We start from the raw sequence: 13,091 nt of genomic DNA, 5'->3' as shown, positions 1-13,091 counted from the left end.
CATTCCGCCATCCGACTTCCGTCCTCAGACCTCAGACCTCCGCCATCCGCTCCTAATAGTCGCTTTCGACGATGGCGCCGACGCGGCGGCAGATCTCGCGACCGAAGTCCGTCCACTCGCCTTGACCCCAATAGCGGTAGCAGCTGGTCTGCGAGCTCATGAGGTGGAACAGGGCGTTGCGGTAGCGGGTTTCGTCGGTCGGCATGCCGGGCTTGAGCACCTTCTCGTGGAAGATGGAGCTGGCTTCTTCCATCGGCCCAAGCACGTTGTCGTAGCCGTTGACCCAGGAGATGTTATCCGTCCAGGAACCGCCGTCCATGTGGAACTGATGGTCCTCGGCCTTGCAGTCTTCAATTGCTTTTTCGAGCTTCTTGGGGCCACAGCCGGGCTTTACCTTGTCCCAGATTTTCTTCTGGTGGACGGGCTGGCAGACCGGGAAGTCCGTGACCTTGATGCCCATGCCGAAGAGCTTGTCCAGGTATTCGGACACGTTCATCAGCGGGGTGTTGGTGTGGGAGGCGTTGTGGACGACTTCCTTAAACTTGCCCGGGAATTCGTTCATCATCACACCGCCGTTTTCACCGTCGGCAATCTGGGTAACGATCGGCGGAACCTGCTTACCGGCGAGTTCCCAGCGGTCGAGGCTTTGCGCTTCGTAGTAAGGCTGCATTTGGGCGACGAGCTTGGTGTCGCTGCCCTGCGTCTTGATGATCGCGATGATGCTGACTTCGTCGCCATTGCTGTTGCGGACGACCAAACGGTGCGGGAGGTGGCGGGCTTGCGGGCCGTGGCCGGTCTCGGGCAGCTCGATGGTGTGCTCCTGGACGAGGACCCACTCGAAACCGCAGTCCACGAGGGTCTTCACAAATTCGTAAGCGACGTCGGGCTGGTTCGGCAGCGCCATTTCAGACGGGGAGAAACCACGGACGCGGCCGAGAGCTTCCAGGCCAAAGATAGAGGCAAAGTGCTGCTGAAACGCCTTTACATGCAGGCGGTAATCCTGGACCGGAGTCGACGGCGCGACAGCATGGCCCCACGGCATTCCGAGCCACTCAATACAGCGCCAGTAGTCGGGGTTCATCGTGATGCCCTGGAGGGACTCGATGACGTCGTTAAGGCCCATGTCGCGGAGGCCGTGGAACAGTGTGCCGGAGTATTCCAGCATGCAGCGCGGCTCCTTGCCGGCGCCCACCAGCTCGGGGACGAATTCACCCATGCGCTTGTAGCACCAGGCGAAGGCTTGCCAGTTGTGGTTGTCTCCTTCGCTGGGGTGCTCGCGCATGTGGCGAAGGTTGCTGATGAGGGGGGCTGTTTGGAGGTTGCCCGTGCGCTGAGGGATCAGCGGTTGGTGCTGGTGCAGCGCGATGGCCGCAGCAGCTTTGATATGATCGAAGTTGATCGAGTTGTCGCCCGCGTAGGGGGAGCGCTTCGCCGCTTCGGCGATGGTCTCTTCGATCAGGGTTTCAGCGCCAGCCACGTTGGGTAGGCCGTCGATGTATTCGGGTATGTCGGTAACGGTGCTCATGATATAGTAAATTGAATTTTAGCAGCTGTCAAAGGTGAGGAAATTAACGGTTTCTGAGCCGACGGCAAGCAGCAGAGCGAAGTATGAATTCTTTTCACATAAGTGTCGATTCAGTGAAAATATATCTTCTACCCTACTCCTGACTATCGATTTCTCAGGTAGTTTACCATCGAGCGCCATTTTGCACAATGACTCAGCTGGCTACACAGGCTACGTTGGTTATATGGGCTGCATGGGCCACTTTTTCTGCATTATGTCTAGTTTACGGCGCCACTCAATAATAGTGAGTAGCTCTGGCTAATGGTGAGTGGCTCTCACTCGTGCTGACTAATAGCAAAAACCGGGCACCAGCCCCCAGGGCGTGAATCCACGGACAACTTTTTTGCTTTTTCTCGCGGCTTCCGATTATTTGTTTGCGCGGATACTGACAGCGGGAATGCTAATAATCCACCGGCAAACACATTTTGCTACGCAGTTTGCCGCATTTAAATTGCTACTAATAGAGATATGTTTGGGGTATTTAGAACGATTTTAGCCTTAGCAGTCGTCATCGGGCATCTACACGGTCCTTCGCAATTCGGCATTTATGCGGTTTTCGGTTTCTATATTCTCAGCGGCTATTTGATGACCTACATCATGCACGAGAGCTACGGCTACTCACTCAAAGGCCGCTACCGCTTTGCGCTCAACCGCTTCCTCCGCATTTACCCCACCTACTGGGTGGCCATCGGCATCTCCCTGGCGCTACTCATCGCGTATGGTGCCAAGGTGACCGACTACCACGCCGCCATCACCATGCCAGACTCCCTCAAAACCTGGCTGGAAAACATTTTCATCGTGCTCTCGACCGAAGACCCGATCCGCCTCTCGCCCCCGACTTGGGCCTTGAGCGTGGAGCTGTTTAACTACATTCTGATCGGCATCGGCATTTCCAAGTTCAAGCGCGGTGCCGTCCTGTGGCTCATCGCAAGCATCTTCTACACGGCCTACCTACTGATAACCAATTTCGAAAACTGGGCGATACGCTACTACACAGTCTGGGCCAGCAGCCTCCCCTTCGCGCTTGGCGCATGCACCTACCACTACCGCGAACAGCTGCTCGGCTACTTCAACCGCTTGCCGATCCGGGCACCCTACTTTTGGCTGGGCCTCACCGGCTTCAACTTTGTGGCCACGTTCGTCATCAACTACAAGATCCTCGATGGCTGGATCTACAACGGGGGCTTCTACATCAACCTCGTGCTGATCTTCATCTGCGTGCTCGCATTCGCCCAATACAAGCCGAAGTGGTATTCCAGCAAAATAGATAACTACATCGGCAACTACAGCTACCCGATCTACCTCGTCCATTGGCAGGCTGGCGCACTGGTGCTCTGCTTGTCCGGGGGTAAGCTACACTACGGCTACCTGCAGCCAACCGGCATCCTTTTCATGGTGGTGGGCGCGATCACCTCAATCATCATCTCCGCCATCATCGTCCACCTGGTGGATGAGCCGATCCAGAAACTCCGCAAGCGTATCAAGCGCAACAACGGCTCGAAATCGAGCCCAAGCGGAGTCCCTGCTCAGGCTCAGGCGGTTTGCGTCAACGAAGAGGTCAGAGCAGAGAGCAACTAGAGATAACATGAAGTTGCCGGGTTGAGCAAGGGCTGGACCCGGGCAACTTCATATTATCTCTAGGCCCTACATCATCTCCTCCGAACTCATTGCGGGCTCGGCGGCTTCGGCGGGGGTATTGCCTTGGGCGGCGGCGGATTCTTTTTCCAAAGTTTCTGCCTGCTCCTTTTTCACTTCTTCCAAGGGGCGCTCGAATACTTCCTCGTCATTGATCCAGAGCATCATCTTGTCGTAGTCATTGCGGTCCTTCAGGAAGCGAATGTTGAGCGCGCCGCGGCTCGTCCCGCCGCCACTGCCCTGCGCGCGAAATTTTACCACGCCCTCGTCGGTATTATAAATCGTGATGAGGTAGCCTTCGTCCATCTGCGATTCGTCGAAGTAATACTCCTTGGTAAAAAAGATCGGTGCGATGTCCTCGGCTTCGCTGGTCTTGATCGGGTAAGGCAGGCCAATGAAGCGCTGCTTTTCCTGCTCCCAAGTCGGCTGAATACGATCCGGTTCGACAAGCTCAGGCTCGTGCAGGGAAATTTGATCCAGCGGTGCCAGTTGCCCAACACTGACCACAATCGGCTTCTTGTCCTTGCGTGAAATGGTCACCTGATCTCCCGTAAAGCGCGTGGACGTGCCGACATCGAGGAAGCCCTGGCGCGACATCCAGCCACGCGAGCCGTTACCATATGTCGGGATCGCCATGACGCGGCGGAGCTTAAGCGTCACGGGCAGGTTATTGATTTTGTTGAGCGTGCCCATGAGCAGCAGCTCGTTTTCTTTGAGCTGGTAGGTGTATTCGCGGGGCACGGGCGAAAGCTTTTCCTGCCGATTGAGAATCTCGATTTTGCCGGGCTCAAGCACGCAGTTGTATTCTTCGAGCAATTGGTCATCTGCCTGAATGAGGAACTTGTTGCGCGCAATGGTGATGATCAGCGGGTCCAGTTTTGGCACATCAATGCGCTCCATGAGAAAGCCCAGGTTGAGCGAACGCAGCTGTGCTTCGACGATTTTCTGCTCCGGCGGCTCCTGAAAGACAACCTGCCAGCGACCAAGCAATTCCTGATCGTAACGCTGGGCGTGAAGTGGGGCGCAAAGTGCGAGAAAAACAAGCAGAAGGGCGGTGCGGATCATGGGCAATCAGGGAATAACGTTCAACACATCGAAGCAGGTCTGTGCGTAAACCTGTAACCCCATAAAACCACAATCGTTACAGAAATCAAGCGGTCGCTGCCCCGACAAAGCTGATTTCGAAGGTGGGGCTTCTGACTGCTAACACACATTCATTTTGTATCTTGATTGCTACTAACACTGCCCCGTTGAGGCAGTGTTACTGAATATTGATTGTCCGTGGCCCTTGCCAACACACATGACAGTCTACGCCAACACTCGCTAAAGCTTCGCGTTCCTAAACAAAACGCCCGCTGGCTTCGAACCGGCGGGCGTTGTTTTGAAAACGTATTTGCGTGGGCGCTTAGCGCATTTCCTTGCCAGACTCGGCGTCGAGAATGCGGAAGTTTTCCACGTGGTAGGCCGGATCGGCGCGGAATGAAAGCTGCACGTTATAGGCATGCTCGATGTCCACGAGGTGCTGGGCGTCCTCACGGCGGAGGCGTTCCAGATTCGTCGGGTGGATGAGCACGCGGAGGCTCAGCTGGAGGCCCTGCTTGCGCTCGTCGGCGCGGACGTGGCGGATGATCGACACCAGGCGACGCTGGATCTCCACACTCATGCTGCGCGGGCTCTTGACGATGCCCTTGCCGGAGCAATATGGGCAGCCTTCATAGATGCCGGAGCTGTGGCTTTCCGAGTGGCGCTGACGCGTCATCTGCATGATGCCCAGCGGGCTGATCGGCAAGATGTGGTTCTTGGCCTTATCGAGCGCCATCTCCTTGCGCATGCGGTTGAGCACGGCGTTGCGGTCCTTCTTGGCCTTCATGTCGATGAAGTCCATGATGATCAGGCCGCCAATGTTGCGCAGGCGCACCTGGCGGGCGATCTCAGATGCGGCCTCCAGGTTGACGTTGACGATGTAATTCTTGCCGTCCTTGTCCTTGCCACGGTGACCGCCGGTATTGACGTCGATAGCGACGAGGGCTTCGGTTTCCTCAATGACGATTTCGCCGCCGCTGGGCAGCGGAACCCGCCGCTGGAAGGTCTGCTCGATCTGGCGCTCGATGTTGAAGCGTTCGAAGATCGGGATGTCGTCCGAGAAATGAGCGATCTTGCGGCGCGAACGTGGCGAGATCTGGTTGACGGACTCGATCATCGCCTTGTGGCGCTGGTCGCTGTCGACGAGCACGCGGTCGATATTCTCGGTGAGGAAGTCGCGAACGGTGCGCTCGATGATGTCGGGCTCCTGGTAGAGCATGCACGGCGCGTCCTGCGTCTTGAGGCGATGCTGAATTTCCTCCCACTTTTTGAGGAGCATATAGAGGTCGCGCACGAAGTAACGCGTCTTCTTGCCTTCGCCGGCGGTGCGAATGATGACGCCCATACCCTCGGGGATCTTCAGCCCGCGAAGGATGCCCTTGAGGCGGTCGCGCTCTTCCTTGTTTTCAATTTTGCGGGATACGCCACACTGTCCGGAGAACGGCATGAGCACGAGGAAACGACCGGGGATAGCGAGGTTCGTCGTGGTGCGCGGGCCCTTGGAGCCGATTTGGCCCTTGGTGATCTGGAGGATGATTTCCGTGCCGATCGGGAACATCTTGGGGATGTCCTTGAGGTTAGGCTTCTCGACCTTCTTGCCTCGCTTTTCCTCGGAACGGGTGTCGCGGACGACTTCGATGGAGTTGTCTTCCTGCGCGCCGGGCACGATATCCCAGTAGTGGAGGAATGCGTTCTTGGGTTGACCAATATCGACGAAGGCGGCCTTGAGGCCGTTTTCCAAATTCTGAATCTTGCCTTTGAAGATAGCGCCGACCATGCGTTGCTCGCCGGTGCGCTCGACTTCGAACTTGTCCAGAACGCCGTCGACGAGCAGAGCTACGCGCGTCTCCAGCGGTTCAGCGTTGATGATTAGTTCGCGGTAGGGTTCGTGCTTTTGAGCAGACAAGGCGCGGGCTATTTTTTGGAGGATGGGTTGTTTCTTGGCGCGGTTGCGTGATTCTTTCTTCAGCTTTTCCGCAGGAATGTGTTCAATAATTTCTTCTTTGGGTGGTTTTTGGAGTTCTTCGTGAGTTTGGGGGTCTATCGTATCAGTGTTCTTGGTTGATTGAGTCATTGTTGGCTATGCCTAATGGTTTGGGCATCGGCCAGCAGCTCCAAGATCGTAAACGGCGGCGCCCGAGGCATAATGCGCGCTCGGGGGAAAAAGCAGGTTCATTATCAGGAGAAATCCCGACGATAGCGATACACGCTTTGAATGAGACCTTGCAGGATGCAGCAGCTTAAAACAAAGGAACCACCGTAACTGAGGAACGGCAGGGGTAGCCCAGTAATGGGCATCAAGCCGATCGTCATGCCGATGTTGATGAATACATGGATCATTAATATTACAGAAACTCCGACGGCTAAAAGAGCGCCGAAGCGGTCGCGCGCCATCCCGGCGATTCGGATGCCATTTGCGACCAGTACGAAAAAGAGGGTTAATACAATTAAAGCGCCGACGTATCCTGACTCCTCTGCCAGGACCGCGAAAATGAAGTCGTTTGTCGCCACCGTTGGCGGCAGGTAGCCGAGCTTAGCCTGGGTGCCTTCACCCAAACCCTTGCCCGTCAGCCCGCCTCCGGCGACGGCGTAAAGTGATTGATTGAGATTCCAGGCCACTCCGGTGCCCTTGGGGTCAACGACCGCAGGCGCCGCAAAGCCGAGAATCCGGTTGCGCTGGTAATCCTTCAGCGGCAGCAGCGAATGCTCTTCAAACCGCCCAGCATCCTTTTGAAAATCAAGGCTGTTGGCGTGCATGAAGTCCTGATACCGGTACACATCCACAGCTACCAAAGCCATTGCCAGGAGGAAGAGTCCGAAAACCGTGGCAAAAAACTTCTCCGATAACTTAGATACGTAAAGCAGGCTGAAAACCATTGGAGGGAAAACCAGCGAAGACCCTAAGTCGGGCTGCAGGAAAATCAGAAACACTGGTATTGAAAATGCTATCCCAACTTTTATCAAGACCTTAATCGACTCCCGAAAGGTCCCGACCTCTGAACGGGCGAGCAGGCTGGCGACCATCAACAACGCGCCAATCTTAGCGATTTCCGAAGGCTGAATCGATATCGGCCCAAAGTCGATCCATCTTGTTGATCCCCAACGAGTTTCGACCAGAGGAATCTTAATCTCCAAACCAACGCTATAGAGCATTGCCTGGAGCGCCAACGGTGCCAGCAAGGCCACACAAAACCAATAAAATATGTGGGCATTCTCCAAGTAAAACTTGTAGTTTACTAAAGATACCACCATGTAGGCCACCGCACCCAACACAAGCCAGATAATCTGCATTTTCCAAGCGCTACCACCCAAATATTTTTGAGCAGAATAGATGAAAAATACGCCCATGATCCCCAGCAGAGCCATGCACAGCGGGCTCACCCAGTCGCTGCGATGCTCCTCGCCGAACTGCATGAAGCGGCGCAGGGGAAATTGACGAAAGAGCTCCGTCAGCGTGAGTAAAATTGGAGGCATTAAAATTATCGGACGCCTTTTGCGGCGAAGCGTTCAGTGAAACTTAGGAAACAAAGGCCATTTATGCCTCGCCGCAAGCCTTTGCACCCGGAATTAAGCCGCCGGAAGATTCTTTATCAATAGATTTAACCCGTGCGAATAATTCTGCTGGGCGCGCTTCGCAGAATAATATAAGGGTACAAAATGCTAACTGATAAGGGGCCGACCGTTCTACATTTTGTCGGGTCCGGCTGGGATGTTGGAGGCACCCTCTCCTACATCCGGTCGGTGACTCGGCAAAATGGCGCGCGCAACATCCTGATCGTCCAAGAAGGCTTCGAGCAAACGCGTCACCCCCACATGAAGCTCCTGCGCATTAGCAAGGGAGACTACAGTAGGCTGCTGTCGCCCATGGCGATATGGGACAGCCTTAAACAAGTCGCTTGGCTCCGGCGCAAACTCGTGCGACGCCATAATCTTATATTTCACGGGCACTCCCGCGGCGGCGTGCTACTAGGCATCATCCTTTCGCTGCTCGGGCATCAAAGAGTGGTTGTCACCGTACACCTGAACAACCCGCAACGCTGGTTTTACCGCTTGGGACACGCCGTGATGCGCGACCGCATGATCTTCCTGTGCCCCTCAATGAAGCGCTACTACGGCTTGCCCGCTGAAAACTGGCGCGACTGCATTCCGGGCAGCGTTCCACCCAGTCTTCGCCGCCCCGGCAAAACCATCCCACCCTTCTTCGGACCCGAAACCGAGCGCACCCTGACCATCGGCGGCTGCGGCATCATCGTTGACTGGAAGCGCTGGGAAATCATCCTCGAAGCACTCGGCTGGCTACCGACTGAGATCCGACGACGCGTGAAATTCATCCACATCGGCGACCCGCTCGACGAAAACATTTCCCAGGACTACTCTCAGCTCCTGCGCGACCTAGTCCACGAACACCACCTTCACGAAATCGTGGAATGGCGCGGCCACCAGAATGACGTGAAGGCGTTTTTCAGCGAAATCGATCTCCTCGTCCACCCCGCCGAAAATGAACCGTTTGGCCTCGCGGTAGTGGAATCCCTGTTTGCCGGAGTCCCCGTGATCGCCAGTGACACTGTGGGAGCCGCCGACCTGTTTGCCCCACCCGAAAACGGTCTCAAATTTCCCACTAACAACTCGCGCGCCCTGGCAACCATGATCGCCGAGCTGATCGAGGGCAAACGCGCCTTCCCCCAAGTCAACCGCCGGAGCCTGCGCCCTCTGGAACCCGACTACCTCAACGCCCGCTGGGCCGAAATCTACCTGAAGCTTTTCGAAGACAACGACATACGCGCCACCCGCACCCGCTACGGAGGCGAAGGCTACTCGCTCGGCAACTCGACCCGCACCCGGTAGAAGCAGTTTCCCGTCGGCACCAAGCTCACGGCTATATTCTCAACAGCGTCTGCGGTGTAGCTCGTAAGCGGAGCCCACTCCACGAGGTCCGGGGAGCAATCCACCCAATAGCGACGCCCTGGCAACATCTGCCATCTGAGCTCCAGCGCCTCACCATCCCAAGCCTGACGGGCCCAATTGCGCGTAGTCGGGCCACCGAGGTCTGTGCGTAAGAGAAATTCTTCACCGAGCGTCAACCCGTTGCCATTGAAATCGCGAGTCGGCTCGGCGAGCTGTTCCGTCGTCAACCCACGCTGCGCGCCCCATTGCTCGAAATCAAACCCGGCCACTCTGAGCGTCGCCGTCCGCGTGACCTCGCCTCCGGGCCCCGTCGCCTCGACACTGATCTCGCCCGCATCGGCCAGCGCCACAGGATCGAGCGTCAGGCTTGGCCCAGTCGCGCCCGCAATCGGCGCCCCACCCTGTAGCCATTGATACGTCTCTCCCGCCCCACGATCCGCCAGCCAGAAGGTGGCGTCTGCGCCTTCGCGGGCAGTCATAATCGACGGGTAAATACTAGCTTGCGGTCCCGGCGGGTCCGGCAAAACCGCGCGCCCCCAGTCGGCAATGCCACGTAGCGCATAGCGGGAATAAACTGTTCCGTCCGAATAGTAGATCTTTCGCGAATTATAACCAAAATCCACGCGATTCTCAGCGACATAGCTGCCTTGTCCGTCAAAGAAGACAATCTGATTATAATCTTGAAATAATTCTCCGAAGGAGCTGGCAAGCATGACAAGCTCACCATCTGCCAAAGCGACCATATCCCAAACAATCATTACACCGACAAATTGGTAGGATTCGTCCAATTCTCCCGAAGCGAATAAACGCACCACGGTTCGTTCTGTCTCATCTGCGATGACAACTCTATCGTAGGTTCCCGAACTAATATACAGCCGATCCAAAGCGTCCACTTCGATCTGCGCGTCTTCAGGAACTAGGGCTAAATCGTTCATCGCCAGAAAAGAGCTATCTACGGTTCCATCACGATTCAGCCTTACAATATTTCCCAGATCACCAAAAGAACCAGTAAAGACGATGCGGCCATCACTCTGGCCAGCCGCATCATGAACATCCATCGTGATGGTTGGTTGAAATGACGTCACGATTACACCCGTGTCCAAGAGAGAAACTCCAAGCCGTTCGGCTTTTTCCAACTTGGTATCGATGTCCGTAAAATCGAGTAATGTGAGCTCGCCCAATTCAACATCATCCAATGCGGAAATTCCCCGCACAAGAATTTCTCCGGTAGGCATTTGCCACATCATCTTCATAGTATCTAAGGCAGCTCGCAACGACCCCACATAAGTAAACTGCACCCCTTCCACGACACTACCATCAGGGTTGAGCAAAACCATCTGACGCGATTTTCCAGATATAGACCCGCAGAACAAAATACGACCATCAGGAAAGGAAAATAGCTGCTCAACATATACGGTCCCCGTGTCCAGTTGGAAACTCTCATCGATTTCCATGTCATTCTTTAACGCGACTAAGCCCGGAACCGCGATTTCGCTAACCTCACGAACCTGACGCCCACTGAGAAACAATCCTCCATCTGAGCGGGGAATAACTTCAGATGGAACACGTGGCTCATACAAATGAATGTTCTCATTTATTTCATCTGCAGCGTAATCAAAACTCAAAGCCCATGCTGCATTTGTCTCAGCATCTTCACGAGTATTCCCGAATACCCAGCCTAGATCAGTTTCCGCAAAGCAAGTGGGATAGCTCCCACTGGGCGTATTAAAAGCACTATCCGTTAAGACAGAAGAATAACGAATGGAGCCAGATTCCAAACTCCTCAAGTCACCAATTCCATATGGGCTCGGCACATACTTACCGGCCAAATAAGCTACGCCATTGGTAGAAGACAGGCAGATGTCCAAAACACTAAAGTAGTCATTAGAACCCAAGCCAAACTCCGGTATAAACAGAAAACTCTCTTGCTGCAGTGTGGACAATGCACCGCTGCTATCCAACAGAGCCAAACCATGGATTTCCTGGTGCGTTTCGTACGGCCAAAAGTCGTCTGGCTCCGATTTCTTCACATGGTCAAATCGCCCCGCAACCCAGATGCATTCTTCGCCATCATAAGTGACGACCAGGATATCGTTAATCTCCAGGTAAGGCGGCTCATAAAAGCTGTGTGTTTCGTACCTCAACTCTATACGAGCGTCAAAACCCATGTCCACGTCCCCACTTGAATCAAACTTCAGCAAGGCATCCCCGCCGACTAAAACGCTTCCATCGCTCAAAAAGCCGAAACACTTAACATTCATGTCGCTGACCAAGCGTTGCTGAAAAAGACCGGTGGGCGACAAGCGAATCGCGCCATTGTCGCCCTCACCGTAAAGCCCAACATACACCCTGCCCTGCGCATCCACGCCGAGCGCTTCGACGACCTCAAACTCCGGCGTGTCTGGGAGCCCTGTCGCCACAAAGGACGTGTCCACCGTTCCATCCACATTGATCCGCGCCACGCGATACGTACTATGCCCGTCGACCTCGGTGAACTCACCACCGATGAGCAGCTTGCCGTCGTCTTCGACGGCGATGCAGGTGATTTCGCCATCGTGCTCGAGCGCCCAAGTGTCGTCCCATTCGCCATCGGCTGTGAAGCGGAGCAAGTTGGTGGTCAGCTGCTGACCGTTCATTTTCTCGGCAATCACGCGGCAGTAAAGCCACTCGCTGACGGGATTCCACGCCATCTCCGGCACGCGGCCGTAGCCATAGAGCTTGGGCGCAAAATCAGTGTCCAGCTTCAATGGCTCCTGCGCACGCAAGGTGCCGGTAAAAACCAGCATGAGGCAGGCATAGCGCGTCAAAACGGCGAAAAGCGGGGGCATAAATTAATACAGACTGCGCCAAACGATCAATTCAATGCAAAAACCCACCTAATTAAGATTATCATTAGGATTAAAACCACAACATTTTGCCACCTAATAGCGAACGTGTCTCAGTTTCAAGAATTGCTAGTAATATAGGGCATAGCGGCGCTTATAACCTGCTTAAAATCAAGGCTCAGCATTGATATTTGTCAGGCGGGTCACAAACTCTTGCATTAGCTATTTTTATGAGCTAACAGCACTTGAACGGATTATAATAAGATCCCCGTTATGAGCACAACTAAACCCTGTCACATACCTTCACTGGTTAAGAAATACTTAATGGCCATCTCCGGGCTCGTCCTGGTGTTGTTCATTATCGGGCACATGCTGGGGAACCTCCAGTTCTTCCTTGGGCCGGATGTCATTAACGCATATGCATTCCACCTGCATCACCTCCCCGGGGCGCCGGTTACACTGTGGCTCATTCGCGGCTCTTTGCTCGCCTTCCTGGCGATTCACGTGTGGATGGCGGTTCTGCTGACCAAGGAAAACCGCGCTGCGCGCCCGGAGTCCTACCTCGGCCAGAAGACACTCGCCTCGACTTACGCTTCGCGGACCATGCCGGTGACCGGCGTGCTGATTCTGGCGTTCATCGTTTTCCACATCCTGCAATACACCACACGTGTCGTGCCGGAGCACTACAACGAAACCATCGGCACCGCGATGATCGAAGTCGGCCATGTGCCGCTCGAATACTTTGACGTATTCGCAATGATGGTCAGCGGCTTCTCCAGCCCGATCATCTCGCTGTTCTATATCGTCACAATGGCGCTGCTCTGCATGCACCTCAGCCACGGTGTCGCCTCGATGTTCCAGTCCGTCGGTCTGCGCAACGAAGCCTGGCGCTACAAGCTCAAGTGCCTCGCCGCCGTCTTCGGTTGGGTGATCTTCCTGGGCTTCGCCTCGATCCCCGCTTCCGTCCTCGCCGGCTTCGGCAAGGACTACCTCGCCGAGAAACAAGCCGCTTGGGCCGGTGCCGCACCGGCCGCCGAAACTCCCGCCGCACACCACTAATTTCCCAACACCGCAATCGT

At 55.1% G+C, this 13,091-nt stretch carries 8 protein-coding genes; 3 read left to right on the top strand and 5 right to left on the bottom strand.

Annotated elements, in window-relative coordinates; genetic code table 11:
- Positions 1 to 52: 52 nt before the first annotated feature.
- On the bottom strand, positions 53 to 1,525 hold the full coding sequence (locus tag RBB62_RS07970) for a hypothetical protein (protein ID WP_309398209.1): 1,473 nt from the start codon (positions 1,523 to 1,525) through the stop codon (positions 53 to 55).
- 507 nt (positions 1,526 to 2,032) lie between these two features.
- On the opposite strand from RBB62_RS07970, the gene RBB62_RS07965 reads away from it, so the two are divergent.
- A complete protein-coding gene (locus RBB62_RS07965; protein WP_309398208.1) occupies positions 2,033 to 3,142 on the top strand; it encodes an acyltransferase family protein in 1,110 nt (369 codons plus the stop codon).
- A 66-nt stretch (positions 3,143 to 3,208) separates the two neighbouring features.
- Here the strand turns inward: RBB62_RS07965 and RBB62_RS07960 are convergent, their stop codons facing one another.
- The 3 genes from RBB62_RS07960 to RBB62_RS07950 form a co-directional block, all read right to left on the bottom strand.
- The gene (locus RBB62_RS07960; protein ID WP_309398207.1) at positions 3,209 to 4,264 is read right to left on the bottom strand and encodes a hypothetical protein; all 1,056 of its coding nucleotides are present in this window, start codon (positions 4,262 to 4,264) and stop codon (positions 3,209 to 3,211) included.
- Positions 4,265 to 4,604: 340 nt separating this feature from the next.
- Positions 4,605 to 6,356, bottom strand: coding sequence for an Rne/Rng family ribonuclease (locus tag RBB62_RS07955; RefSeq protein ID WP_309398206.1), 1,752 nt, complete (start codon positions 6,354 to 6,356; stop codon positions 4,605 to 4,607).
- Positions 6,357 to 6,460: 104 nt separating this feature from the next.
- The gene (locus RBB62_RS07950) at positions 6,461 to 7,756 is read right to left on the bottom strand and encodes an FtsW/RodA/SpoVE family cell cycle protein (RefSeq protein ID WP_309398205.1); all 1,296 of its coding nucleotides are present in this window, start codon (positions 7,754 to 7,756) and stop codon (positions 6,461 to 6,463) included.
- A gap of 183 nt (positions 7,757 to 7,939) precedes the next feature.
- Between RBB62_RS07950 and RBB62_RS07945 the strand changes: the two genes are divergently transcribed.
- Complete coding sequence (locus RBB62_RS07945; RefSeq protein ID WP_309398204.1) at positions 7,940 to 9,127, top strand: glycosyltransferase family 4 protein; 1,188 nt, start codon at positions 7,940 to 7,942, stop codon at positions 9,125 to 9,127.
- Here RBB62_RS07945 and RBB62_RS07940 read toward each other — a convergent pair.
- A complete protein-coding gene (locus tag RBB62_RS07940; protein ID WP_309398203.1) occupies positions 9,094 to 12,015 on the bottom strand; it encodes a hypothetical protein in 2,922 nt (973 codons plus the stop codon). The two genes, RBB62_RS07945 and RBB62_RS07940, sit on opposite strands and share 34 nt — an antisense overlap.
- Positions 12,016 to 12,285: 270 nt before the next feature.
- Here RBB62_RS07940 and RBB62_RS07935 point away from each other — a divergent pair, with 270 nt between their 5' ends.
- The gene (locus tag RBB62_RS07935) at positions 12,286 to 13,071 is read left to right on the top strand and encodes a succinate dehydrogenase cytochrome b subunit (protein WP_309398202.1); all 786 of its coding nucleotides are present in this window, start codon (positions 12,286 to 12,288) and stop codon (positions 13,069 to 13,071) included.
- Positions 13,072 to 13,091 lie beyond the last annotated feature (20 nt).

The organism is Cerasicoccus maritimus (genome assembly GCA_031296935.1).
Lineage (GTDB): Bacteria > Verrucomicrobiota > Verrucomicrobiia > Opitutales > Cerasicoccaceae > Cerasicoccus > Cerasicoccus maritimus.
The sequence above is the reverse complement of the archived record's forward strand: the minus strand, read 5'-3'. Positions and strand labels throughout refer to the sequence as shown.

Excerpts from the sequence above, each read along its gene's own strand:
- RBB62_RS07970 (WP_309398209.1), bottom strand. The coding sequence starts at position 1,525 with ATGAGCACCGTTACCGACATACCCGAATACATCGACGGCCTACCCAAC.
- RBB62_RS07965 (WP_309398208.1), top strand. The coding sequence starts at position 2,033 with ATGTTTGGGGTATTTAGAACGATTTTAGCCTTAGCAGTCGTCATCGGG.
- RBB62_RS07960 (WP_309398207.1), bottom strand. The coding sequence starts at position 4,264 with ATGATCCGCACCGCCCTTCTGCTTGTTTTTCTCGCACTTTGCGCCCCA.
- RBB62_RS07955 (WP_309398206.1), bottom strand. The coding sequence starts at position 6,356 with ATGACTCAATCAACCAAGAACACTGATACGATAGACCCCCAAACTCAC.
- RBB62_RS07950 (WP_309398205.1), bottom strand. The coding sequence starts at position 7,756 with ATGCCTCCAATTTTACTCACGCTGACGGAGCTCTTTCGTCAATTTCCC.
- RBB62_RS07945 (WP_309398204.1), top strand. The coding sequence starts at position 7,940 with ATGCTAACTGATAAGGGGCCGACCGTTCTACATTTTGTCGGGTCCGGC.
- RBB62_RS07940 (WP_309398203.1), bottom strand. The coding sequence starts at position 12,015 with ATGCCCCCGCTTTTCGCCGTTTTGACGCGCTATGCCTGCCTCATGCTG.
- RBB62_RS07935 (WP_309398202.1), top strand. The coding sequence starts at position 12,286 with ATGAGCACAACTAAACCCTGTCACATACCTTCACTGGTTAAGAAATAC.